General features: G+C 35.4%; 29 protein-coding genes. 5 read left to right on the top strand and 24 right to left on the bottom strand.

All coding sequences use genetic code 11. From position 1 onward, the window contains the following. The first annotated feature begins 100 nt into the window (after positions 1–100). From LJE08_RS07270 to LJE08_RS07260, 3 genes are read left to right on the top strand one after another with little or no spacing between them, the layout of a single operon-like run. The gene (locus LJE08_RS07270) at positions 101–700 is read left to right on the top strand and encodes a YigZ family protein (protein WP_117926638.1); all 600 of its coding nucleotides are present in this window, start codon (positions 101–103) and stop codon (positions 698–700) included. Between the two features lie 47 nt (positions 701–747). After that, positions 748–1,005 carry a hypothetical protein gene (locus tag LJE08_RS07265; protein WP_117926637.1) on the top strand — a complete coding sequence of 86 codons (258 nt, stop codon included), beginning with the start codon at positions 748–750 and terminating at the stop codon, positions 1,003–1,005. Continuing rightward, the gene (locus LJE08_RS07260; RefSeq protein WP_227402811.1) at positions 1,002–1,907 is read left to right on the top strand and encodes a GNAT family N-acetyltransferase; all 906 of its coding nucleotides are present in this window, start codon (positions 1,002–1,004) and stop codon (positions 1,905–1,907) included. The genes LJE08_RS07265 and LJE08_RS07260 overlap by 4 nt, the downstream gene beginning before the upstream one ends. A gap of 130 nt (positions 1,908–2,037) precedes the next feature. Here LJE08_RS07260 and LJE08_RS07255 read toward each other — a convergent pair whose 3' ends face one another. From LJE08_RS07255 to LJE08_RS07165, 19 genes are all read right to left on the bottom strand, one after another. Continuing rightward, complete coding sequence (locus tag LJE08_RS07255; protein WP_227402810.1) at positions 2,038–2,877, bottom strand: HAD-IIB family hydrolase; 840 nt, start codon at positions 2,875–2,877, stop codon at positions 2,038–2,040. Next, entirely contained in the window at positions 2,870–3,175 is a 306-nt protein-coding gene (locus LJE08_RS07250; protein ID WP_117926639.1) for a PTS sugar transporter subunit IIB, read from the bottom strand. The genes LJE08_RS07255 and LJE08_RS07250 overlap by 8 nt, the downstream gene beginning before the upstream one ends. Positions 3,176–3,186: 11 nt before the next feature. Then, positions 3,187–3,615 (bottom strand): PTS sugar transporter subunit IIB, encoded by a 429-nt coding sequence (locus LJE08_RS07245; protein ID WP_117926634.1) that lies wholly within the window; start codon positions 3,613–3,615, stop codon positions 3,187–3,189. Further along, positions 3,609–4,523, bottom strand: coding sequence for an ROK family protein (locus LJE08_RS07240; protein WP_227402809.1), 915 nt, complete (start codon positions 4,521–4,523; stop codon positions 3,609–3,611). The genes LJE08_RS07245 and LJE08_RS07240 overlap by 7 nt, the downstream gene beginning before the upstream one ends. After that, a complete protein-coding gene (locus LJE08_RS07235; RefSeq protein WP_227402808.1) occupies positions 4,520–5,116 on the bottom strand; it encodes a histidine phosphatase family protein in 597 nt (198 codons plus the stop codon). Before LJE08_RS07235 ends, LJE08_RS07240 begins: the two co-directional genes overlap by 4 nt. Next, on the bottom strand, positions 5,116–6,588 hold the full coding sequence (locus tag LJE08_RS07230; protein WP_227402807.1) for a family 1 glycosylhydrolase: 1,473 nt from the start codon (positions 6,586–6,588) through the stop codon (positions 5,116–5,118). Before LJE08_RS07230 ends, LJE08_RS07235 begins: the two co-directional genes overlap by 1 nt. Position 6,589: 1 nt before the next feature. Beyond that, complete coding sequence (locus LJE08_RS07225; RefSeq protein ID WP_227402806.1) at positions 6,590–7,396, bottom strand: alpha/beta hydrolase family protein; 807 nt, start codon at positions 7,394–7,396, stop codon at positions 6,590–6,592. A 42-nt stretch (positions 7,397–7,438) separates the two neighbouring features. Beyond that, positions 7,439–8,173 (bottom strand): ChbG/HpnK family deacetylase, encoded by a 735-nt coding sequence (locus LJE08_RS07220; protein ID WP_227402805.1) that lies wholly within the window; start codon positions 8,171–8,173, stop codon positions 7,439–7,441. Positions 8,174–8,227: 54 nt separating this feature from the next. Beyond that, complete coding sequence (locus LJE08_RS07215) at positions 8,228–9,715, bottom strand: family 1 glycosylhydrolase (protein ID WP_227402804.1); 1,488 nt, start codon at positions 9,713–9,715, stop codon at positions 8,228–8,230. Between the two features lie 59 nt (positions 9,716–9,774). After that, positions 9,775–11,070, bottom strand: a complete 1,296-nt coding sequence (locus LJE08_RS07210; protein WP_227402800.1) for a PTS sugar transporter subunit IIC — start codon at positions 11,068–11,070, stop codon at positions 9,775–9,777. Between the two features lie 35 nt (positions 11,071–11,105). Further along, a complete protein-coding gene (locus tag LJE08_RS07205) occupies positions 11,106–11,405 on the bottom strand; it encodes a PTS sugar transporter subunit IIB (RefSeq protein ID WP_117926728.1) in 300 nt (99 codons plus the stop codon). Next, positions 11,402–11,740 carry a PTS lactose/cellobiose transporter subunit IIA gene (locus tag LJE08_RS07200; RefSeq protein ID WP_117926727.1) on the bottom strand — a complete coding sequence of 113 codons (339 nt, stop codon included), beginning with the start codon at positions 11,738–11,740 and terminating at the stop codon, positions 11,402–11,404. Before LJE08_RS07200 ends, LJE08_RS07205 begins: the two co-directional genes overlap by 4 nt. 283 nt (positions 11,741–12,023) lie before the next feature. Then, positions 12,024–13,493, bottom strand: a complete 1,470-nt coding sequence (locus LJE08_RS07195) for a glycoside hydrolase family 1 protein (protein WP_117926732.1) — start codon at positions 13,491–13,493, stop codon at positions 12,024–12,026. Positions 13,494–13,498: 5 nt separating this feature from the next. Further along, positions 13,499–14,317: a Cof-type HAD-IIB family hydrolase gene (locus LJE08_RS07190; protein WP_227402803.1), complete on the bottom strand. Its 819-nt coding sequence runs from the start codon at positions 14,315–14,317 to the stop codon at positions 13,499–13,501. After that, complete coding sequence (locus LJE08_RS07185) at positions 14,317–15,789, bottom strand: glycoside hydrolase family 1 protein (RefSeq protein WP_227402802.1); 1,473 nt, start codon at positions 15,787–15,789, stop codon at positions 14,317–14,319. The genes LJE08_RS07190 and LJE08_RS07185 overlap by 1 nt, the downstream gene beginning before the upstream one ends. Positions 15,790–15,803: 14 nt before the next feature. Beyond that, positions 15,804–16,997, bottom strand: coding sequence for a MupG family TIM beta-alpha barrel fold protein (locus LJE08_RS07180; protein ID WP_227402801.1), 1,194 nt, complete (start codon positions 16,995–16,997; stop codon positions 15,804–15,806). Positions 16,998–17,065: 68 nt separating this feature from the next. Next, positions 17,066–18,361, bottom strand: coding sequence for a PTS sugar transporter subunit IIC (locus LJE08_RS07175; RefSeq protein ID WP_227402800.1), 1,296 nt, complete (start codon positions 18,359–18,361; stop codon positions 17,066–17,068). A 35-nt stretch (positions 18,362–18,396) separates the two neighbouring features. Next, positions 18,397–18,696: a PTS sugar transporter subunit IIB gene (locus LJE08_RS07170; protein ID WP_117926728.1), complete on the bottom strand. Its 300-nt coding sequence runs from the start codon at positions 18,694–18,696 to the stop codon at positions 18,397–18,399. Then, on the bottom strand, positions 18,693–19,031 hold the full coding sequence (locus tag LJE08_RS07165; RefSeq protein WP_117926727.1) for a PTS lactose/cellobiose transporter subunit IIA: 339 nt from the start codon (positions 19,029–19,031) through the stop codon (positions 18,693–18,695). The genes LJE08_RS07170 and LJE08_RS07165 overlap by 4 nt, the downstream gene beginning before the upstream one ends. A 276-nt stretch (positions 19,032–19,307) precedes the next feature. On the opposite strand from LJE08_RS07165, the gene LJE08_RS07160 reads away from it, so the two are divergent. Further along, on the top strand, positions 19,308–19,814 hold the full coding sequence (locus LJE08_RS07160; protein WP_227402799.1) for a DUF3284 domain-containing protein: 507 nt from the start codon (positions 19,308–19,310) through the stop codon (positions 19,812–19,814). A gap of 16 nt (positions 19,815–19,830) precedes the next feature. Here the strand turns inward: LJE08_RS07160 and LJE08_RS07155 are convergent, their stop codons facing one another. From LJE08_RS07155 to LJE08_RS07135, 5 genes are all read right to left on the bottom strand, one after another. Continuing rightward, the gene (locus LJE08_RS07155; RefSeq protein ID WP_227402798.1) at positions 19,831–22,455 is read right to left on the bottom strand and encodes a PRD domain-containing protein; all 2,625 of its coding nucleotides are present in this window, start codon (positions 22,453–22,455) and stop codon (positions 19,831–19,833) included. Between the two features lie 81 nt (positions 22,456–22,536). Beyond that, positions 22,537–23,487: a choloylglycine hydrolase gene (bsh, locus tag LJE08_RS07150; RefSeq protein ID WP_217256819.1), complete on the bottom strand. Its 951-nt coding sequence runs from the start codon at positions 23,485–23,487 to the stop codon at positions 22,537–22,539. A 291-nt stretch (positions 23,488–23,778) separates the two neighbouring features. Next, positions 23,779–24,327 (bottom strand): chromate transporter, encoded by a 549-nt coding sequence (locus tag LJE08_RS07145; RefSeq protein ID WP_227402797.1) that lies wholly within the window; start codon positions 24,325–24,327, stop codon positions 23,779–23,781. Next, positions 24,320–24,868 (bottom strand): chromate transporter, encoded by a 549-nt coding sequence (locus LJE08_RS07140; protein WP_117926720.1) that lies wholly within the window; start codon positions 24,866–24,868, stop codon positions 24,320–24,322. Before LJE08_RS07140 ends, LJE08_RS07145 begins: the two co-directional genes overlap by 8 nt. Before the next feature lies 1 nt (position 24,869). Continuing rightward, positions 24,870–25,688, bottom strand: a complete 819-nt coding sequence (locus LJE08_RS07135) for a Cof-type HAD-IIB family hydrolase (protein ID WP_117926719.1) — start codon at positions 25,686–25,688, stop codon at positions 24,870–24,872. 311 nt (positions 25,689–25,999) lie between these two features. Here LJE08_RS07135 and LJE08_RS07130 point away from each other — a divergent pair. Then, a partial coding sequence (locus LJE08_RS07130) for an IS110 family transposase (RefSeq protein ID WP_227402796.1) occupies positions 26,000–26,456 on the top strand: 457 nt, incomplete at its 3' end.

Raw genomic sequence — 26,456 nt, 5'->3', positions numbered from 1 at the left:
TAATAATAAACAAAAAGGAACCATTCTAGACGCCAACACTAGAATGGTTTCTTTTCTACTAAACTTGTAGAATATAGCTATTCTTTGCTACAATACAACTATGCCAAGAATTCAAAATGATTGTATAAATACAATAGAAATTAAAAAAAGTAAATTTATTACCTACCTTCATAGAACACAGGATGAACAAGAGGCAAAAGACTTTTTAAAAGCTATAAAAAAAGAACATCCCAATGCCAATCATCATTGTACAGCTATGATTATAGGAAACATTATGCGATCTAACGACGATGGAGAACCGAGTCAGACAGCAGGTCACCCTATGTTAGATGTGTTGATGCATAATGAAATGCAAGATATTCTAGCCGTTGTAGTACGCTATTTTGGAGGAATCAAGCTTGGAACTGGAGGACTTGTAAGAGCCTATAGTTCGAGTATTTCCCAAGCCTTAAAAGTGGCAACACTGACAACTGTAACTACACTTCAAGAATATCAAATTCATTTTTCTTATGATCTCATTGGAAAAATTGACCATTACTTTAGAACACAAAACATTGAAGTTATTGAACAACAATATGAAGAAGATGTTGTCTATCATTTCCTTGTTCAAGAAGATATTTCTAAAGATTTAATGGAACTCACAAATGGAAAAATAAAAATTCAATACATACAAGACATTGAAACCGAATGCGTTATTTAATCCGCATATTATGAATATGATATACTTTAGAAAAGCGAGGTACCTTTATGGATAGTATTTTTACTCTTATTGCCTTTTTTGTGATTTTCTTTATATTTGGAACCCTAGCAAGCTGGCTACTTCCATTTATTTTGCCAATCATCATTTTCTTCTGGATTATTTCCCTATTTACAGGAAGAAGGCATGTTCACTTTCACACTTATCGCAGTACACAAAGCCAAAATGAACAACCAAAATCAACTCCAAAACATGGAGCTATTGATGTTGAATATACGGAACACGAAGAAGATGGAGATAACCAATGATTTGTCACAACAGTGTTGGATATGATGCACAAATCAAAGACTTGTTGATTAAATCCGCATTTAATATGGATAAAAAAGAAATCGATGCCTGGATAAAATATCAATACGATCCACAACACATGTTCTGTTTCTGGCAAAACGATAAGATTACTTCTTGTCTTCAAGTTACAAAAAGAACTATGATGTTTTTAGATCGACAAATGCACGTATCTGTGATTGGTATGGCTGCAACTTTACCAGATTATAGACAAAGAAAACAATTTTCTAACTTATTAGATGCTGCCATTTCACAAGCTACCTATAACGATTTATTAACCATCACATACACAAACATGCCAAAATTATTTGAGGCAAAAAGCTTTCAACACATTTCAAACACAAAAGAATATTGGATTGGAGCTTCACTATGCAGAAGTGGTAATCCTTATCATGTAAAACAAAAAGCAGAGAACTTATACACATTATATTTCCAATTCATGCAGTATTTTGATGGCAGTATTCTATTAAGTGAAGATGAATTCAACAAACTTATCCAATATCATAAAAGCATAAAAAAATCCATTGTCACAATGGTTAATGAAGATAAACAACCGAAAGGATTTGCGATATATTCCACAAAAGACAATCAGGCTCATGTAGAAGTTTTAGTTTACTTTGACTCTCAAGCCATCCAAGATCTTCTAAGTTATTTATCCATCAACAATGAAGTAACATCCGTTCTAATCAGCGAAAGTGAAAGATTTGATAAATTATTCCCACTTCATTTTCCTAGAACCGATAAAAAATTAATGGTCAGACTCAACAATTATAAATTATTCGATAAATTCTCTAACACAAACGTTAGAAACGCAAAAACAGCTTATGAACTATTAGAAAAGCCTACATGGAACCATTTCCAGTAGGCTTTTTATTATGAAACGCAAAAAAGGAGGCATCGCTAAAAACCTCCCTTTCTGCTTAGAATAATAGATTTAGATACTTTCAACAAGCATCCTCCATTATCTTAACACGTTTTAAATGAAATGAAACAAATTATTTTTGTCTTGCCAAAGTCTCCAACATATTTCGAGCCACACTGTACTCATAATAAGGACCCAATTGATTGTTTGCGGCATACTTTGCCTCTTTCAAAGCTGTGCATGGCGCATACGAATGTTTGAACATCGACAACATCTGTAAATCATTGCCACCATCACCATATACCGCTATTTCATCATCTTCAATATGTAAATACTGCCCTAACCAATGTACGGCATTTCCCTTATTCACACCTTGTTTCGTAATTTCAATCAAATTCTTATCGCAAGGCGCATTCACAATTGAACTCGAATACTTTTCTAAAAATTTATACAAACGGTTATACGATTTACCAGGCTGCAAATGTGAGTTGATCTTACAAACATCTTTAGATAAAATCCCCTCTTTCGATTGATCAAACACCAAACGCTTTGAGATATTCTCCATAAAGAACTTCGCTACTTCAATATTATCCCCATCCGGATGAGGCATTCTCTCCATTTTCTCAAAAAACTCCTCTTTCGATTGTTTCGTGTACGTTTTATAGGGCGTAATAAATTCTAAATCTAAGTCATCAAACTCTTCTAGAATAATTTTCAAAATATCCTTATCAATTAAATCTAGTTTTAACGTTTCACCTTCAGGGCTCATAATCAAAGCCCCATTCATGCAAATACGATAAATCTTATTCTCTAACCCATTCAATTCCGTCATTGAACAATCACGACCCGTTGAAATCGTAAAAACTGCATTTTCACACACAATCTTTTCAACCGTGGCCTTGATCAATTCATCAAACTGATGACTTCTAGCAAGTAAAGTACCATCTAGATCCGATGCGAACAACTTAATCATTTGAACTCTCCACTAACGAATACGCAAGCTTCAACATATTGTCAACATTCTGTAATCCATAATCCAGCGTTTCAATTTGAGCCACTGGAATTTTAACTTTCTCTTTCATTTCCGAAATTTTAAAACGAACTTGTGGACCCACTAAAATACAATCATAGTCCTGCCACTTTGATTCATAGCCTCCAACACCCGTTGCCTTCACAACTAAATCTTTTCCGTTTTCACTTGCCCATTTTTCCATTTTTTTAACGATTAATCCGGTCGACATTCCACCGGCACACACAAATAATATTTTCATATTCACCATCCCTAAAACTCAATCTCTCCTGTTATATGATATGCCCTACGATAACTCACATTACGATTTTTACGCTTCATATTATTGTCTTCTCCAGGAAAATACATCGGATTTTTATGTGTTTTTTTATATCCTTCATAAATATCCAAAGCATCCTGATACACTTCTTTTACATTCATCGTTCCATACATCATAGCTGGAATTACATAGATAGGAACTTGATTACCATACTTATCAATATAATCGTCAAGCTTATATGAAAGATGTGGACAAGCCATGACTACATCATATTCATCATAATGTTCATACACTTCTTTAAAAGGACAAAAACCTATCTTCAATTTATCATCATACCCTTTTTCAACTAATTCACTTTTAACTTTACGCATCAATACGCTGCTTGAAAAGCCACCGCCACAACAGATACACACCCTTAACATGCACTTACCATTTTTGTCTGAAGCTGATAATAAGCACCAATTAGATTGGCATCATTTCTAAATTCACAAGCCACCACATCAACAGGACGCAAAGGAAATACAGGAATAAATAACTTCTTATATTGTTCATTGATTTTTTCAATCAATAATGGCTGTGCTGAAATTCCTCCACCAATCGCAAATTTTTCCGGACCAAAAATAGCCTGAATATTATAAAGCTGTAAAGCAATATAGAAACAAAATTCATCTAATGCCGCCAATACTTTTTCATTACCAGAGTTAGCCATCTCAAAGATTTGTTCTCCACTATACTTTTCATCTGTTTCCAAATATTTTTGTACTAAACCTAATAAACCAGCAATTCCACTTGTGAAAGCCCATAAGCCATGATAATCAGCAGGATACGCATTGTTTGTGTATAAACAAGACACTTCTCCTGCTGAAAAGCGTCTTCCATTATGCACTTTTTTATCTTTAATCAAACATCCACCAATGCCCGTACCTAAAATAATCGCAACACTATCCTGAACATCTTTTAAAGCCCCATATCCAACTTCTGCACTCCCTGCACACTTGGCATCATTGCCAATCCATACAGGAACGCCATATTTTTCACTTAATATCTTTTCAACAGGTTCATTTTGAATATATGTCAAAGCTCCACCTGTTAAGGCAATCCCATTTTCAGAATCTATCACACCAGGCATGCTTAATGCGATTCCATCAATATCACTCGGTACAATTGTATCCATCGCATCATATAAATCTTTTACTGTATATTCACAATTACCATCCATTGATTTTGGTGCTGGAGTTTTAATTTTTCCACTATCCAACTTATTTCTATTTTCATCGAATAAGGCATATTTTATTGAACTGCCCCCAATATCCATCGCGAAAATTTTCATAACAATAACCCCCTGTCACGATAAGACACATCTGCCCAATTCTCAATTTCAAAATGATCCGTATACTCTAGAATTGTCACTGAACAATTCTCAACATCTCCAACTTCTTGCATATGCTTCATAAATCGAGTTTCATCAAGACAACTCAAAACTGACATAATCACTCCACCATGCGCAACCACAAGTGCATTATCCGTATGTGATTTGGCGATTGTTTCTAAACACTTCATAAACCGTTGATTACATGTAGACAAGGTTTCTCCACCATACATCTCAAAGCCCTTTTCATACACGCTAATATCTGTAAATACATCCGATTCTTTTTCGCCTTCTAAAGAACCAAAGTTCAACTCTTTCAATCCCTTCACATAAGCATAAGGTACATCTCTATCTTGTAAAATATAATGCATTGTATCCATAGCTCTTTCGCTTGTTGAACTATAGGCATACTCAAAAGGAGTCGACTGCAGTGTTTTTGACACTGCAATCGCTTGTTGAATACCCTCTTGTGTTAATGGAGAATCACACCAACCTTGTACTTTCTTTTGTTGGTTGAATAAAGTTTGTCCATGACGCACAAGATAAATTTTCATTAATCTAGATCCTCTCCATTCGATGCGATTACTTTTTTATACCAATAGAATGAATCTTTACGACTTCTCGAATAATCACCCGTACCATCATCTTGTTTATCTACATAAATAAATCCATAACGCTTACGCATTTCACCTGTTCCTGCAGATACTAAGTCAATGCATCCCCAAGTTGTATACGCAATTAGATCCACACCATTTTGAATGGCCTTATCCATAGCTTGAATGTGTTGTCTATAGTAATCGATACGGAATGGATCATGAATACTTCCATCTTCTTCCACTGTATCAAATGCGCCCAAACCATTTTCAACGACCAATAAAGGAATTTCATAACGATCATACATCATTTCTAAATAGTACTGTAATCCCGTTGGATCTGTTGCCCATCCCCAATCTGAATATTGAAGATATTCATTGCGAGCTCCTGCCGAGAAGTTTCCACTTACTATATCAGTAACTGTATGTGTCGTCACAACCGTAGACATATAGTAAGAGAATGAGTACATATCCACTGTACCTTTTTTCAAATCCTCTAAATCTTCAGGTAAGATTTCCAATTCCACATTATGCTCTTTCCACAAACGATTAGCGTAAGTTGGATATTTACCCTTACATTGCACATCTCCACAATAGAAGATTCCCCGTTCCCAAGTGTGGCGATTTAAAAGAATATCACTCGGATCACAAGTCATTGGATAGAATGTAATTCCACAAATCATACATCCAATCTTATTTTCTGGATCAATTTCATGTCCAATCTGAACGGCCTTAGCACTTGCCACAAACTGATGGTGCAAAATTTGGTACGCATTTTGGTAATCCTCATCACTAGCCTTATTGCCAAACATTTCCAAGAACATAACTGTATTGTTGATTTCATTGAATGTTAACCAATATTTAACCAATCCTTTGAACTCTTCAAAACATGTTTGGGCAAAACGCGTATAGAATTCAATCAACTTACGATTTTTCCATCCACCATAATGTTCTTCTAAATATAATGGTGTATCAAAATGCCAAATAGTAACTAATGGTTCAATATTATATTTTCTTAATTCTGTAAATACATTACGATAGAATTCAATACCCTTTTGGTTGGGTACTTTTTCATCCCCATTTGGGAATAGTCTTGACCAAGAAATCGACATACGGAATGTTTTAAATCCCATTTCAGCCATTAAGGCAATATCTTCTTTATAATGATGATAAAAATCAATTCCATCATGATTTGGATATAGATAATCATCTAGCACCGCATAATGCGCTCCTTCAGGAATACCCCTTGGACTTTCTGGTTCCGCATGAGGATTTCCATCCTTATCAATATATGTCACTAAACGAGGCGCATTTACACTTCCACCTGTTTTTACATCCGTTAAAGCAGGGCCTCTACCATCTACATTCCATGCTCCTTCACATTGGTTGGCAGCTGTTGCTCCACCCCATAAAAATCCTTTTGGAAAACTCATCTTACTTACCTTCACTTTCTATACTTACATTTCCACTACTAACACCTGTAGTAGCCTCATCCAATGGGAGCCACTCCAGTGCTTTATAAATAAACGTATCCCAGAATACCCAGTCATGACCTCCAGGGCCTGTTTGGTATTCATGTTCTATTCCTTTTTCTACCAAATACTGATGGAATTGTTCATTCTGTTCTTTCAACATAAAATCCTCGGTTCCACAAGCTATAAACAACTTAGGAAACGCATCTGACTTTAAATTATCCACCAAGGCATAATAATCCATATCACTACCTTTTAATTTTGAAATATCCCCAAAAATTGATTCATAATAATAGCGATTACCCATTGGATTCACATCCTCATATTTCGATGTATATACCTTCTCTAATATCAATGCACTTGATAATGCGATAATCGAACCAAATGTATCATGATATTTCAAACCATTACGCAATGCACCATAACCACCCATTGATAATCCACCAATGAAAGTATCTTCACGCTTTTTCGACAATGGGAAACTTCTTCTTGTGAATTCTACAAGTTCTTCACCAATAAACGTTCCAAAATTATCCATACTATGTGGCTGATCTACATAGAATTTATTTTCTCCACTTGGCATCACGACCGCCAAATTCTTTTCTTGAGCCCAAGCTTCAATTCTTGTGCCATTGATCCAGTCCGATGTACTGCCAAAAATTCCATGAAGCAAATACAACGTTTTAAAGGTTGTCTGCGGCTTGAAATTTGGGTCTGTGAACACATATTTATCCGTTGGTAAAATCACCGTAATATCGACTGTGCGCATGAGTGATTTTGAAAAAAAGTTACATGTTAAATGGGCCATACACTATACCTCATCATATGTATATAAATGAATGTTATTTTCTTTTACATATGCTTTTAATTCTTCACTCGTTAAAAAATCCGCTTCTAATACTCTAGGCATTGTTAGACTGGAAACCGACAAAATATATTGATCTAAGTAACCCGGATGACAAACCATCATATTAAATCCATCTTTTGCCTCATCGACCATCTTTTTAAAGGATACCATTGGATCATAACCAGGAAACATACTGTCCATATACATATGCATATCTTGCCCATTCACCTTTTCACATCCCATAATCAAAGTTTTTAAATTGTGCCGATTCCCCACAATTTCAATGGCCCTATTTAAGTTTTCGCTCATGACAGCATGCGCCTCAAAATAAGCCGGTTCTTTTCCTGTTATTTCTTTAAAGCGATTATATTGCGCTTCCACTTCTAGAATAGCTTCATCTAAATCCACAAAATCCTCTTTTGTACTGCGATACATCTTACTCGTTTTAAAAGTTCCATCTTCTTGGACTAAACTTGGAATACTTTCAGGATCGCTAATAGGGTTTCCCACACATACATTTGTATGTTGGCCTAGACAAATATCATAATCTTTTACTAATTCATAACCATGAAGACTGTCTGGCATATTGACCATAAATCCAATATTCTTAATAACACCATTCTTTACTGTTTCATAAATACCGTAATTTATTGCTTTAGAAAATCCTAAGTCATCGGCTCTTACCATTATTTTTTTCATATTGTACCTCACAAGAAAAGGCGAAACAAAAACTATTCCGCCCCCTCCTTCTTACTAATCTAAATCTTCACCTTGTGTTTCAATCACTTTTTTATACCAATAGAAACTATCTTTCTTATAACGATTCAAGCTTCCATTTCCTTCATCATCACGATCTACATATACAAATCCGTAGCGTTTACGCATTTCACCAGTTCCCGCAGAAACTAAGTCAATGCATCCCCACATTGTATATCCCATTAGGTTAACACCATCTTTATTGATCGCATCATCCATAGATTGAATATTTTGACGTAAGTAATCAATACGATAATCATCATGCACTGTTTTATCTTCTTCTAAAACATCTGACCATCCAATACCGTTTTCAACAATCCAAATTGGCTTATTATAACGATAATACAATGTGTTACATGCCAAACGTAAACATGCAGGATCCGTTGCCCATCCCCATGCGTTTGTCTTTACATAAGGGTTGGTAACACCCATCATAAAGTTTCCGCCACTATCATTACCCACATCATGCGTAGTTACTGTACTGCTTCCATAACATGAGAAACTTAAGAAATCTGCGGAGTATTTCTCTAATAATTCATAGTCTTCTGGACAATCCTCTAATTGAATTCCTTTTCTTTCATATTCTTTTAATTTAAATTCAGGATAGTGTCCACCCGTCTGAACATCCGCATACCAAATTGTTTGTTGACTGCGCTCTAATGCCAAGATTTGATCAGCTGGATCACAAGTATATGTATATACAGGTCCATATGCCAACATTTGTCCAATCTTGATGTCCGGATGATTTTCATGACAGAACTTAACAACTTTAGCACTTGCGACAAATTGGTTGTGTGCACCTTGCGCTTTGGCTTGTTCACTGAAATCTACAAGTCCACCAGCCATATATGGCATCATAGACATAATGTTGATTTCATTAAATGTTAAATAGTATTTTACTTTTCCAATATAGCGCTCAATAACTGTCTTTGCATATTTTTCAAAGAAATCAATACAACGACGATCTTTCCATCCACCATATTTAATCGTCAATCCGATTGGAGTTTCATAGTGAGATAAAGTAACCAATGGTTCAATACCATATTTCTTACATTCATCAAACACTTCATCATAGAATTTTAAACCCTCTTCATTTGGCCGTTCATCATCTCCATTTGGGAAGATTCTTGCCCAGTTCATAGACATACGGAATGTTTTAAACCCCATTTCCCCCATCAGAGCGATATCTTCTTTAAAATGATGATAAAAATCTGTTGCTGTATGACTTGGATAATATTCATCTTCTAATACTGCTGGAATCGCTCCTTCTGGAATAAAGCGATCTGTTGCCGATGTAAACATCATTGGTGTACTTCCTGTTTCATTTGTCTGTGGGTTTCTCCAAGTAACACGACGAGCCACTGTGTGTGAACCATTCGTCAAAGTATCACTTGTGTTGATCCCTTTTCCACCTTCTAAATATCCACCTTCATATTGGTTGGCAGCTGTTGCACCACCCCATAAAAATTCTTTTGGAAAACTCATATATACCTCTTTCTAAAAAATAACGACGCCAGCGACTAGGCCTGACGCCATGATGTTTATTATTCAGCTTCTGCTGCTAATGCTTCCTGTTCTTTCTTGTATAACTGATTATCATATACCTTGAAGAATGGATACCATACTAGTCCTGATGGAATCAACATTAAGTAATCCCAGATCGCATTTTGCCAACGTAGTGTTCCTAAGAAGGCTGCGAATCCCATTGGCATCAATGTCATGATTGGTACAAATCCTGGTACTAAGAATCCTACTTTGTATCCTACCAATGTTACGGCCATTACAACGATAATATTCAAAATATATGGGATACATAAGATTGGGTTATACATGATTGGCATACCGAATGTTACAGGTTCGTTGATTCCGAACCATCCTGGAATTAATGCGATCTTTGATACGGCTTTGATCTGTTCTGATTTAGCTTTCAATCCAAACAATACTAATGGCAATGTATTTCCTGAACCACCACATACACCAACACATCCGAATAACGTTACTGGATAGAATACCAATGCGTCATATCCACCTTGTGCAAACGCTGCTGCATTGTTTGTTGCTGCCTGTAACATCAATGGCATTAACACTGACATGATGATCATTGTTCCGTGAATTCCAAAGCACCATAATAAGGCTGCAAATGGCATCAAGATGAACATACCTGGAACAGATACTAATGCGTTTAATGGAGCTGACAAGATAGCCATGAATCCTGAACAGATTCCCATTGTTCCACCTGTACTAGTTGAGATAATTACTTCTAATGCATATAAAGGAATTAATGCGAATGCCAAAGGTAGAATTGCTGAGAATCCATTTACCAATGATGGTGGGCATACATCTGGCATCTTGATTCTTACATTGTGATCCTGACAGAATTTTTCAACCTGGCATACGAACCAGCATACAAAGAAACTTACGAACATACCTTGTGAACTTAAATATGTTACATCGATAACACTTGCTCCTGCTTCATTTGTTCCCCAAGTACATGCGATAAGTGCAAAACATACGGCTGTCTGCATACTTGTCATGATTGGCGATTTCAATCCTAATGCTTTCCCATAGTTGTAAGCCATGATCAATACGATCCACAATGACAATAGATCCATTGTAAAGTGATATGGAGCATATAATACGTTATATACGGCATCTCCATTCTGGAAGATTCCAAGCATTGGTCCTACAGCACAAATGATTGAGAAAATCGCTCCGACCATGATTGGAGCCATACATGACATCATTGCACCTTGTAATGCGCTTAAAAATTTGTTTGATCCTAATTTCTGTCCAAACTCTTGAAGTTTGACCATAAAAGGACTGTTAAAAATACCATCCATTATTCTATTTCTCTCTTTCTTTCTCTTATTCTAAATTATTTCTGTGCGTATAGTTTATTAGCGATTTTCATGATATTTGCACAGTTGCCTACGGCATAGTCGAATGAAGGAATTCCTTCTGTTGGAAGTCCTGTATCCTGTTTGATTTGGTTCAAACGGTAGCTTACCTGAGGGCCAGTCATGATGATGTCATAGTCTTTATATACATCCATGTATTCCGAAAGTCCTACGGCATTGATACTGTTGTCTTCGCCTCTTTCTTCCCAGTATTTCTCCATTTTTTTCATCAACAATCCTGTTGACATTCCACCTGCACAAACTAATAAAATTTTCATTCTGTCTTTCCTCCATTCTTGTACATGATGATCATTTCCTTAATCAATTCCTGTGCTAACATACTTGTCATCAAGTGATCCTGTGAATGTACCAGTAACACATTGACGGGTGTTGGGTTTCCATTCACTTCATTGAACAGCAAGTCTGTCTGCGCTTTGTGCGCCAATGTTGAAGCCTCATCTGATTTCTTCATCAGTTCATCTGCTTCATCGAAATTTCCATGCTTGGCAGCTTCTAAAGCTTGAAAGGCAAAGGATCTTGCATCTCCTGCATTAGCGATGATTCCAAAGGAAATCATTTCGACAGATTGTTCTGCCTTGCTTTCTTCAGCCATTTCAACAGCTCCTTTCTTATCTCAACTCTTTACAGTCTATACTTTAGTGTATAAGTTTTTCTTTGTCAAAGCGCTTTCAAAAGTATAAAAAACGATTTATACACAAAATTAGTGTATAATTTAGTGTTTTCTGTATAAATTGACTGTTTCTAAATAGTTTTCTCGTTAGTGTATATAATATTTCAATTTATTTTAGTTTGTGTATAAACACGAATACACTATGTATATATTCTCTAAATTACAGAAAAATATGGGTAAAAAAAGAAAAGACGTCGTCTGACGCCTAATCTAAATCTTCTCCATTGGATTTAATACATTTTTCATACCAGTAGAAACTATCTTTACGGTAACGATTTAATGTTCCTTTACCCTCATCATCCATGTCTACATAGATGAAGCCATAACGTTTACGCATTTCTCCTGTACCAGCTGACACTAAATCAATGCAACCCCAAGGTGTATACGCAATTAAATCTACTCCATCTTCAATGGCTTCTTTCATAGCTTTTACATGAGCTTTCATATAGTCAATACGATAAGGATCGTGAATCTTTCCATCTTCAAATACATCAATAGCACCCAAGCCATTTTCAACAACCATCAAAGGCACTTGGTAACGATCATATAGTTCATTTAATGAGTAACGAAGTCCATCTGGATCCATTCCCCATCCCCATTCAGAATATTGAATATATTCATTCTTATATCCCATAGACATGTTTCCGGCTCCATCACGCTTAGCCTCTTTGTGCGTTGTTTCACAGCTCGTCGCATAGTAACTGTAACTAAAGAAATCTACTTTTCCTTCTTTTAATACATCTTTATCTTGTTCAAAGAAACCAGGATCTAAATTATACTTCTTCCATGATTTTCGTGCAAAACCAGGATATGCTCCGCGCACTTGTACATCCCCACAATAGTAGAAACTATCCTGCATATGGTGTTGATTCGCAAGAACATCTTTTGGATCGCAAGTCAAAGGATAACTAATCATTCCTGCAATCATACATCCCATCTTAAATTGAGGATAATGTTCATGTGCATACTTCACCACTTTAGCACTTGCCACAAACTGATTGTGTAATTTAATGTACCCTTTCTTTGCGATTTCATCTGGACAATTCGGAATAAAAGATACAGCCATGATTGCACTGTTGATTTCATTAAATGTCAACCAATACTTAACTAGATCTTTATACTCTTCAAAAATAGTGTGACAATACTTTTCATATAAACCAATTGTTTCACGATTTTGCCAGCCGCCCAATTTTTCTTCCATATACAAAGGATCGTCGTAATGCGAAATTGTGACTAATGGTTCAATACCATACTTATGTAATTCTTCAAATACACTACGATAGAAATCCAACCCTTCCTGGTTTGGCTTTTCATCATTTCCATTTGGATAAATTCTTGGCCAAGAAATTGACATTCTAAACATTTTAAAGCCCATTTGTGCAAAAAGAGCAATATCCTCTTTATAATGATGATAAAAATCTGTTCCGATATGATTTGGATAATAATATCCATCTAAACATGCATATTCAGCCCCTTCAGGTAAAGTACCACCAAACATACTCATTTTACCTGTTGTACCATCCGCATTTTTATATGTCACGTAACGAGGTGTATCTTTTGTAGCACCTGTTGTTACATCCGTCATAGCTGGACCTCTTCCACCTTCGTTCCAGCCACCTTCATATTGGTTGGCAGCCGTAGCTCCTCCCCAGTAAAAATTCTTAGGAAAACTCATTTGATTTACCTGCTTTCTATTAAATTATGTTTTACAAAACTCTTATACAATCCATCATGCTCTACATCATCTGTAATTTCATCACAGACAGCCTTACACTTTTCTGTTCCATTTCCCATGCCTATACCTATATCTACATGTTGTAAAAGTTCAATATCGTTATCCGAATCCCCAATCGCAATTGTTGATACATCTTCTAATCCGATATGTTTTAACAAGATATCAGCTGCATCTGCCTTATGAATATCCTTAATGCTGATTTCTCCAGATACTTCACGAATCATAGGAATGGTATTTTTTATGATGTTGAAATGTTCATGCAAATCCTTATAGATTTGATCAAAGTTATTTAAAGTACATAAAAAGGAGATTTTATTCACTTCATAAATTTGTTGCGAACCATCCACTACAATCATTGAACTCGTATACTCTTCAGCCCCTTCTGGTATAAAATCCTTAAAGACTTCTTGCATCCAATCATGATACAGTGTATCGACATACATGCCGTGATTGCATTCTAAGTAATAGCCAATCTTGTTTTTCTCAAAATACTGGATCAAAGCTTGAATATCATTCTCATCAAAAGTCAAATGGCGAATACATTGACCTTCATATTCAATATATCCACCAGATGAACAAATAATTCCATCAAATCCAATATTTAATATGGATTCGAATAATTCTGCTTTACATCTTCCCGTATTCAAGAAAACATAATGACCTTTCTTACGCGCATTTTGGATTGCGTAGACAGCACTTTCTGGTATCTGTTGTTTATTGTCTAGTAGAGTACCGTCCACATCTACAAAAATTGCGTATTTCATTAATCTAAATCTTCTCCATTTGAAGAAATGACTTTCTTATACCAATCGAAAGAATCCTTCTTACTACGATCTCCTTGGCCAGTTCCATCATCTTGATAGTCTACATACACAAAGCCATAGCGCTTGTGCATTTCACCAGTTGAAGCCGATACTAAGTCAATGCATCCCCATGGAGTATAGCCCCAAAGTTCCACACCATCAATTTCAACGGCATCCTTCATAGCTTTAATATGATCACGCAAGTAATCAATACGATATGAATCATGAATACTTCCATCTTCTTCTACTTGATCTTGTGCTCCTAAACCATTTTCAACAACCATCAACGGCAATTGGTAACGATCATACATATAGTCTAAAGATAAACGAAGTCCGGTTGGATCAATTTGCCATCCCCAGTCACTTGCTTTTAAGTATGGATTTTTCACACCAAACATCATGTTTCCACCTTGATTAGCCAATACTTCAGGATCATCTGAAGCACAGTTTGACATATAGTAAGAGAAACTAATGAAGTCGACTGTACCATTCTTTAATGTTTCTTTTTCTTCCTCAGTTAAACTAAATTCAATTCCATTTCTTTCATATTCCTTTAGTTTATAAGCAGGATAATATCCACGAGCCTGTACATCACAATAGAAATAGCTTCCATTAAAGCTAGACCAAGCTTTTAAAACATCTCTAGGCGCACATGTGTGAGGATAAATCATTCCATATCCGATCATGTTTCCTACTTTATTATTCGCATCAATTTCATGTAAGATTTGAACGGCTTTTGCGCTCGCAATCAATTGGTGTTTAGCTGCATCCGCAATCTTTTGTGGATCACGACTCGGAACACCCGCAGCCATCCAGCCACCAAAGCCTAAACAGTTGATTTCATTGAACGTTAACCAATATTCAACTTTGCCTTTATATCTTTCACCAACTGTCTTAACATAACGACAGAAACATTCAATTGTTCTAGCATCGCTCCATGAACCCCATTTATTTGTAAGTCCGACTGGCGTTTCATAGTGAGACAAAGTAACCAATGGTTTAATACCATGTTTTAAACATTCGTCAAAAACATCATCATAAAATTTCAATCCTTCTTCATTTGGTTCTTCTTCATATCCCAAAGGAAAAATACGCGTCCAGTTAATCGACATACGGAATGTTTTATAGCCCATTTCCCCCATTAAAGCGATATCCTCTTTATAACGATGATAGAAATCTGCACCTTCGTGACTTGGATAATCAAATCCTTCATAGCATCCAAACACGGCATCTTCTGGTGCGTCTAAACCAAACATCATATCAGCATGTACAACACCATCACTTGTTTTATAAGTTACCTTTCTTGGTTGTGTTCTAGAACCACGAGTACAACAGTCTGAACTGCTGACACCCTTTCCTCCTAGATCCCATCCACCTTCATATTGGTTGGCTGCTGTTGCACCACCCCATAAAAAATCTTCTCTAAATGACATAAATAATCCTCTTTCTATTTTAAGAAGCAGATGCCTCTACCTGATTTTACTTCATTCAATAAAATATGATCGGCTTCTGGAATATGACCAATACGATTTCTTTGACCATCCACCTTCATATCTTTTAATACAATTTGCACTTCACCACGATAATGCGCCAAGTTATCATTCACAATGACTACATCTCCACGATGATAGTATTCTTCATCAATTTTTCTTTCTGGAATACTCTTTTTACCATAGAACATTCTTGTCCAGCGAGAACGAATCATGTAGTACGGTGTTTCTCCACATTGGTGATAAACATTATCAAATAGAATTTCTTTTTCTAAATCAGTGACACCATCATCTAAAATGACTTTAAATGGAACTCTCTCTACATCTCCATGAGGAAGCAGTTCTGCCAAGTAGTCTTCTCCAACTAGTTTTGGTATATTGACATAAGCTTGGTTCATCACTCGATCAATTGCTTTAAATTCTTCTTCACTCGCAAAAGCATTTCCGAAGATGATTTCATCCACATCACCTACCGCAATCCAATGACGAACCTGCAATTCAGCTGGAATCCAACGGTGATCTTCAACAGTTGGAAGTCCATCGTGTACTGGCCATGGCCCATGTGTATTGTCTTCATTACTAGAAATAAAGACAGCACTAGGAATACCCAAATTTGCCAATTCTTTATTGACCGAACAAATACTTTCTAAATCGGATGCCGTATAACGTTCTGGATAAAAATTGTGGCAAGTAGAGAAGTTCTTTGGATTTGCCCCATTTTCTAATGCCATACGAACAGCTTGAATCATACAACTTGATAATTCGATTGTGATGTTGTAAGGGTTGTTGATTAAAGTCACATCTCTTTGATCAAAATATGGTAGGTCCATACGAATGATGTCTATTCCCATTTCTTTAAAGATGGAGATGTCACTTTCGCTAGCACCCATTTTCTTAAAGAATGCGGTGTTACAGTCACCAGATACCTTCATTCCATGTTTATGTGCTAAATCACAAAAGTTTTTAAAATAATCAAACACTTCTTCTTTTGTGCCCGGAACACTAAACATACTTGTAAAAATTTTTGTGAAGCCATAATGGCTTGCCATTGTTAAATAGTTTTCGATTTCCTCCATAGATTCTTGTTCTGGATATAAAGAAACGCCTAAAATTGGTTTTTTTACTGGTTTTGTTTCACCTAAAAGTCCCATAATTATTTTTCTCCTCTTTTTCTAAAAAATAACGACGCCAGCGTTTAGGCCTGACGCCATGATGTTTATTATTCAGCTTCTGCTGCTAATGCTTCCTGTTCTTTCTTGTATAACTGATTATCATATACCTTGAAGAATGGATACCATACTAGTCCTGATGGAATCAACATTAAGTAATCCCAGATCGCATTTTGCCAACGTAGTGTTCCTAAGAAGGCTGCGAATCCCATTGGCATCAATGTCATGATTGGTACAAATCCTGGTACTAAGAATCCTACTTTGTATCCTACCAATGTTACGGCCATTACAACGATAATATTCAAAATATATGGGATACATAAGATTGGGTTATACATGATTGGCATACCGAATGTTACAGGTTCGTTGATTCCGAACCATCCTGGAATTAATGCGATCTTTGATACGGCTTTGATCTGTTCTGATTTAGCTTTCAATCCAAACAATACTAATGGCAATGTATTTCCTGAACCACCACATACACCAACACATCCGAATAACGTTACTGGATAGAATACCAATGCGTCATATCCACCTTGTGCAAACGCTGCTGCATTGTTTGTTGCTGCCTGTAACATCAATGGCATTAACACTGACATGATGATCATTGTTCCGTGAATTCCAAAGCACCATAATAAGGCTGCAAATGGCATCAAGATGAACATACCTGGAACAGATACTAATGCGTTTAATGGAGCTGACAAGATAGCCATGAATCCTGAACAGATTCCCATTGTTCCACCTGTACTAGTTGAGATAATTACTTCTAATGCATATAAAGGAATTAATGCGAATGCCAAAGGTAGAATTGCTGAGAATCCATTTACCAATGATGGTGGGCATACATCTGGCATCTTGATTCTTACATTGTGATCCTGACAGAATTTTTCAACCTGGCATACGAACCAGCATACAAAGAAACTTACGAACATACCTTGTGAACTTAAATATGTTACATCGATAACACTTGCTCCTGCTTCATTTGTTCCCCAAGTACATGCGATAAGTGCAAAACATACGGCTGTCTGCATACTTGTCATGATTGGCGATTTCAATCCTAATGCTTTCCCATAGTTGTAAGCCATGATCAATACGATCCACAATGACAATAGATCCATTGTAAAGTGATATGGAGCATATAATACGTTATATACGGCATCTCCATTCTGGAAGATTCCAAGCATTGGTCCTACAGCACAAATGATTGAGAAAATCGCTCCGACCATGATTGGAGCCATACATGACATCATTGCACCTTGTAATGCGCTTAAAAATTTGTTTGATCCTAATTTCTGTCCAAACTCTTGAAGTTTGACCATAAAAGGACTGTTAAAAATACCATCCATTATTCTATTTCTCTCTTTCTTTCTCTTATTCTAAATTATTTCTGTGCGTATAGTTTATTAGCGATTTTCATGATATTTGCACAGTTGCCTACGGCATAGTCGAATGAAGGAATTCCTTCTGTTGGAAGTCCTGTATCCTGTTTGATTTGGTTCAAACGGTAGCTTACCTGAGGGCCAGTCATGATGATGTCATAGTCTTTATATACATCCATGTATTCCGAAAGTCCTACGGCATTGATACTGTTGTCTTCGCCTCTTTCTTCCCAGTATTTCTCCATTTTTTTCATCAACAATCCTGTTGACATTCCACCTGCACAAACTAATAAAATTTTCATTCTGTCTTTCCTCCATTCTTGTACATGATGATCATTTCCTTAATCAATTCCTGTGCTAACATACTTGTCATCAAGTGATCCTGTGAATGTACCAGTAACACATTGACGGGTGTTGGGTTTCCATTCACTTCATTGAACAGCAAGTCTGTCTGCGCTTTGTGCGCCAATGTTGAAGCCTCATCTGATTTCTTCATCAGTTCATCTGCTTCATCGAAATTTCCATGCTTGGCAGCTTCTAAAGCTTGAAAGGCAAAGGATCTTGCATCTCCTGCATTAGCGATGATTCCAAAGGAAATCATTTCGACAGATTGTTCTGCCTTGCTTTCTTCAGCCATTTCAACAGCTCCTTTCTTATCTCAACTCTTTACAGTCTATACTTTAGTGTATAAGTTTTTCTTTGTCAAAGCGCTTTCAAAAGTATAAAAAACGATTTATACACAAAATTAGTGTATAATTTAGTGTTTTCTGTATAAATTGACTGTTTCTAAATAGTTTTCTCGTTAGTGTATATAATATTTCAATTTATTTTAGTTTGTGTATAAACTTATTCTTTAATGTATACATTGTGAGAATCATCAGATAATTCACAGATGGCATGCTATAATTTAGACATGAAATTAATAAGAACATTTGAAATCACTTCGGATGAGTTTTATGACTATCTTGAAGCTCAATTATTAGAAGAGATTTCTAAAACCACAAAAAAGAATGTAAAGAAGAGTGTAATCAAATCTGGTTATAGCTACGAAAACAAGGATGCCAGATCAAAGATTGTCATTGATAAGTATGTTCGTGGGCAGATTTATCAATCTACAGTCAAATCAGCTACTTCATTTGTTCGTGTATGTTATGAAACACAAGAAACGAAAGAGGGATTAAAAATTAGTTTTGAACAATTTATGAGTGGAGAAGAAAAGCTTCCACAAAAAAATGTTTTATATCGTATATGGCATAACTGGATTACATTTGGAAGAATGTCTCACGTTTTATATGATATGCGTGATGATATTATTAAGATTCGTAATGGCGAAATGATTATAAAGGGGAATATGCAGCCTGAAACGCATAAACAATTAAAGAAATTTTTAAATAAAAAAATTGAGGAGCAAGATCAATAGTCTTACTCCTCTTTTCTTATAGTTTATTTAGAATCATAATAATGGCAGCCATTTGATTATCATCAATAATCACTTTAAAGGCTTTTTCTAATGGTTTTAGCACCTTCGACACAACTTTAAAATCTTCTGGATAATCCTCTAAGATCGTATCTGCATCTTTGCATGCCTGCTTACAAACGCCTTGTTTACAATTTTCTAGTAAACATGCGATATGCACAAATAGACCTACCTTTTGGTCTGGTGTTAAAGAATAGATAATCTCTAACTCATCAATGATTGATGGTAAAATCGATTTTAATTTGGATACAGAAATACACTTGAATTGTTCTTCCAAGAAAGAGTATACGGCAGAATAATCCAATTGTTTAGATTGAATCGGTTCAAACATCAATATTTTATCAATAGCTTCTGGTTTGTTTTCAAACACTTTTGTCATAGAAACAAAAGGAATTCCCATTAATTTAGGATCATACGTTCCGACAAAACAATGGATACGATAGATTTTCTTTAAAGCCATGACTTGTGAAATCAACTCTTCACGTTTTGAAATTGCCAATGGCACTGTTTTAAAGCCCAAGTTTGAATATTGGTCAATATACTGTTTCAACTGGAAGGCCCCACCCTCACCAGTATGACATAATGTAATAATAATTTCTTTTCGTGAATCATTCATTTGAAGCATTGTCTTCATTTCACGCATTGTTGTATGGTACACATACTCTAAATCTGTTTCCTGACTACACTTTCTAGCAACGTCTAACCCCAATAATGTGATAGGAAAATAAATATAGCGAATCTTGATATCCGTTTCCTCACTGATCGTATCTAACATTGTCTTGATTGAACCCATATCATAGATAACGACAATCCCTTGTCCATCATCAATTCGCTGAACTAATGTCTTGATTTCCTGTAAAGCCGTAGCTGAATCCTTTTCTAAACACAAATCATAGGCATACACATTATTTGTATGTGTTAAAGTATTTGTGACATCACGCAAAGAAGTCGCAACCCCTTTACCATGGAAAATATACAAAAGTACAGGATGTCCTTCTGTATCTTCTTCGTCTTTAATTAAGAACATCGCAATAATAACAATTTCTTCAATTGGTAACTCAATATCAAACGCATCCTTAAACATTTGTCCTAGTTGAATCGATATTCCATACTCCTTAGTATATTCTTGTACAATATGCAAAATTTGATCATCATCTACACGCGACTGATTTAATTGTAATGTTAATAATGAGTTCATATGAAGACATAAACCATAGAATACTTGTGGTTGAATTTCTATTTGAAGCTCATTTTTACAAGCATCCATAATCTTAGTTACCATATGAATAATTTTAGGATCTACAATCTTTGACAATTGTTCCGTATCATACTCATCATTATAACTACGATAATAGTTGTATCGTTTAAACAACGTATTAACATGGCTATTAATAATATTATGAATCGTTTCCGTGTTGATACCACGTTTTGATAATTCAGTATATTGACTACGGATTTCCGCATATAAATCATGTGTATCCTGATACCTAATCCATTGAGATTCCTCATGACAATCATAAATAAACAACATCTGTGATCCTAATAAATCATAAATTTCTGTTGATTGTGTTCTTGAACGAATCAAACTTTTCTGAACCTCATTGTTTAAATCTGAGATGGTTACCTCAATATTTGAATTTGGATCATCCATGACACGAACACATGCCGTTGCACATGCTCTTTTAATTTCCAATTCCAATCCTTTAACATTTAAAGGAAAGTCTGTTAATAATAAAGCCTCTAAAATCTCGCGCTTTACTTCAATATTCTTTTTGGCATTATTAGCCTCAATCATAAAGAAATAATTGATTAAGGCAAGTTTTTCACTTAAAGGACGACTTGCCAAATCCGGCAATTGAATAACCATAGACATTCTTTGGCTAAACTCTGCATATCCATTTGGGCCACAAGATAACACTAAGAATGTAGAATTTGCATCCATAAAGTCTTTACGATCTTCACTAAACAATAAACCTGATTCCAAAAATTCCGATAAACGACTTTTTTCCGTTGAATTCAACAATTCAGCATTGTCAATAAACAACATCCCCCCACGACTTTTCGCAAATAAAGAATCCTCTATATTCTTAGGACTAAACAATTTTTCATCTAATTCTTCAATATTATTTTTGTAGTGGCGACAATTTATTTTATAAATCGGTGCACTCTCACTAAATACACCCGCTTCTTTACCATATAAATATAGTGTATACACAAAGTGAGTGGTTCCACTTCCTGGTTTTGCGGTTACTAATACATTCAAACTATTGTTTGGATATAAAATAGCTGCCTTGGCAACCTGTAACGCATTGGCAAGACTACCATCGATTCCAATCATCACTCTGCCTACTGTATTTAATTCATTACCTACTTCTTTTTGTGGTAAATAATATAAAACAGGTCGAGTATTCGTCTTTTCTAGACGTGCATCTTTCACTAACTCATTCAATAAAGTCGAAACATTCGATCTTTGTAGCTGAAAATAGTCCGCAATGACTTTTGTACTGATTCCATCTTTATAGTCTGAATTCGTCATTAATTGTTTTTGTACAAATTCAAATACGCTCTCTTTTGTCGTTTTCATTCTATTACACTCCATTAAACGCTTGCATTCATTTGAATTATACACTATTATACACAAAAGAAAAAGCCTACATGAAGCAGGCTAATTTTGCATATGAATTATTTCTTCTTCAATCGTTGGATAAGAAATAAGTGTTTCACCATCTAAATTCTCATTAAACATATTCACACCACTGATCTGATGATTATTGTATGTCGTATAATAGTAAATTCCATTTCTTAAGTCGCAACAAGACGTATAAATTGTATATTCATACTTTCCTGGTTCCACTTCACAAAGACCTTTTTGTTGCTTGACACTACCAATAATTTGGAAATATTGACTTAAATCATTCTTATCACTCGTCGCATTGGCTCTTGTATAGGCAACACGCACAAATCTGGATCCACTCGATAAATCACCCGGAAGTCCCATAGCTCCAAAGCCACGTGAATAGGCAGTTAAATCCAACCCAAAGTTATTTTCAGGCTGTTTGTTTGATAAATACATATAGTCATTCAAGCGAAATAACTGCATAGGAAAAGGCGGATTGTTTGTCAAAACATGCGTAGGATTATCATATACATGCATACCATCTTCCATACACTCCACGACAATGCTTTCATTTTCATCACTGATCATATAGTGTAATTCAGCTACTGGAAATTGTTCATTAAATGGTGTCGCACAAACATTTGTATTTTCTAATACGACTCTTGCCTCTTTGACACTTGCACATTGCGATAAGATCCAAGGAATAAATTCAAAGGCAGCCACATTGTTCTTTTCTTCTTGGACTTCATAAAACTTTGCATTCCCAACAAAGTTTAATCCAGCCATTCCCAAGCCTTTCTCATTCATGGCATCATAATACAATGGATACTCTTCGAATACGTGAGCCATTCCAACAATCGCATAATGACTTTCATGTTTATCTAAATGTCTAAAATGAAAATCATAATTGCGTGGCGTAACAGCTACTTGTTCTCCATATGAAAATTCATAATCCAAACTCCTTCCGAAAAACTGATTAAAACTTAATGCGGTACACATTAAAATCATCTCCTTCTACTTAGTAGCTTAACACAAACTACAACAAGATTACACACATAATAATGTACAAATCAAAATATGTGTTCATTGCGTTAAGTACCAAAAAAATATATATTTTAAGTGTCATAAGAAATGCCTTATCTTATGATTAACCCTTTGGAAAATTATTCAACCCTATAAACTCAAGATACATTTTTATCTTAATAATTTTCCTCTCCCTAAAGCAATGTCAAGCCCGGACATTGCTTTTTATTTTACCTAAAAGAAAAAAGCCATAAGTTTCCCTATGACTTAAAACGCAAATACAATTCCTACCACTGCACTAACTACAATAAACCAGATTGGATGTAATTTTGGTTTATACTTACTCAATGCCAACAATACGAATAGACAAATAAACTGCTTCCAGTGAAATGTTGAGAAAGTGTAATCACCAAATAAAGTTGTCACCAAAATATCAATGGTTGCCACGGCAATAAAGGCAACTACAGCAGGTTTTAATCCGGCAAAGATTTGTTGAACAAGTGTAGCCTCTTTAAATTTCTCTAAGAAATTAGCAATGATACAAATAGTGATCAAACTTGGTAAAACCAAACCGATTGTTACCACAATGGATCCTAATATACCATATTGACTAAAGCCTACATAGCTAGCCATATTGACACCCATTGGACCTGGTGTAGATTCACTAACCGCAATCATTGTGGATAGATCACTCATAGTATACCAGCCATAACGAACCCCAATCTCTCTTAAGAAAGGAATGGTCGCAAGACCTCCTCCTACCGCAAATAGGCCAGTTTTGAAAAATTCTAAAAACATAAGTAATAACTTAGTCATTTTTCTTTAACCATCCTATTCTAGAAAAGACAACACCCGCAATACCTGCACCAATCACAAGTAACACCGTAGATACTTTAGTAAACATCGCAAAAATAAGTGCCACCGCAAAAATCAAGAAACCAATCTTATTCTTAATATTGCCCTTACCTAATTTTAATACCGCATTGATCATCAACATACATACAGCTACACGAATTCCATTTAGGGCATGTTGTACAATGGCTAAACTTGAAAAGTTTGTGATCAAACCTGCAATTATACTAATAATGATAATAGATGGAGTAACTACACCTAGAGTAGCTGCAATCGCTCCTGGAACTCCGGCTTGATAGTATCCAATAAAAGTGGATGTATTGACCGCAATAACACCGGGTGTACATTGACCAATCGCATAATAGTCCATGACTTCATCTTCTGTAGCCCAATGATATTTTTCAATAACTTCCTTTTGAATCATTGGCAACATGGCATATCCACCACCAAAAGTAAATAGACCCATCTTAAACCAAGAAACATATAATTGAATGAGTTTCTTCATTTTACTCTCCTTTTAATACAAATTTTTCAATGACTTCACAAACAGCACCTTCTTCACAAGTAGCCATTGTGATATAATCGCAATCCGGCTTGATACCTGGCGCTGCATTTTGTACACCCACGCCTAAGCCAGCATCCTTAATCATGGATAAATCGTTATAGTTATCCCCAATCGCAATCGTATCCTGAATATCAATATGTAATAGATTGGCTAGTTTTTTTAGTCCAGCCCCCTTATTTACACCCTTATGATTAAATTCAATATAACGATTACTTGAATATGAAACATCCATATCATACGTAATATCCTTTAGATCACGATCAATGCTTTGAAGATACTCAAAATCTGTATTTGTATATAATACTTTTACAATTTCTTGTCCCTTTAAAAAATCAAGATTTTGATCAAATACCTCAATCATTTCTTGACGATTCTGCACATATCTTTTTTCATCTTCCGTTAAGTTATATGCATATACCGCATCACGCGTGTATACATGAATGACTACATCATACTTTAATCCACGCTTATATAATTCTTCAGCTTTTTCAAAAGAAATACCTTCAAAATGTAAAAGTCGATTATCCTTATTTTCAGTGATAGCACCCCCATTATATGAAATCACATATTGGTTCGCTTCATCAAAAAGATCCAATTCCTTTAATGTACCCTGAACTGTGTTATAACCTCTTCCTGTTGCCAGTACAAATTTAACACCTAAATCTTTCAACTTCTTAATGGCCTCAATATCTCTAGAATCAATTGTTCGATCAGGTTTAATCAAAGTTTCATCTAAATCACATGCAATTAGCTTATACATAAGTAAATACCCTGGTATATTGTAATTGACCCATCTAGCTGGTCATTTACAACATACATCTCCTTTCTTTCAACCTTTAATAACCGTAGTTGAAGACGGTTTTGTTAATTTGTAAAATTGAATATGTGAATGTGGATTTGTATATTTATACCCTGTAGCTTGACTACTTTAGGGAGGTTCTTACCACACCTTATTCCAAAACAGTGATTAGTTAGATGAGTCTTTGAATTCGTATTTTGAACCAGGTTTTGTGGTCTAAGTGTTGTGGATAACCATTTTCACAAATTTTAATCAAGAAAGGATGTTTATTTATGAAATTAGTTGGTATCGATGTTGGAAAGAACAGTCACCACTTCTGTGTTATGGACAAAGAAACTGGTGAATTCAATGTTACACCTTCTTCTTTTTCTAACAACAAAGAAGGATTTGACTTTCTGATCAACTCTCTTAAACCGTATTCTAAAAAATCAATTCTAATTGGTATGGAAGACACTGGGCATTACCATGTTGCTCTTCTAAAATTTCTTCTTAGCAACGGATATACTGTTGCCTTGATCAACCCTAAAACTACAGATCTTACCCGCAAGATGGAAGGCGGCATTACTAAGAATGACAAACTGGATACAATCACTATTTGTGATGTTCTAGATACTCCTGAGCGTAAGAAACAGTATCGTATTACTAAAGTTGACCGTTTTGATTTATACGAACAGAGACAATTGACTCGTCATCACCATAATCTAAAGGAAGAACTCAATATATACTGTA

Source organism: Holdemanella sp. DFI.5.55, from assembly GCF_020593575.1.
In the GTDB taxonomy this organism is placed as follows: domain Bacteria; phylum Bacillota_I; class Bacilli_A; order Erysipelotrichales; family Erysipelotrichaceae; genus Holdemanella; species Holdemanella hominis.
The sequence above is the reverse complement of the archived record's forward strand: the minus strand, read 5'-3'. Positions and strand labels throughout refer to the sequence as shown.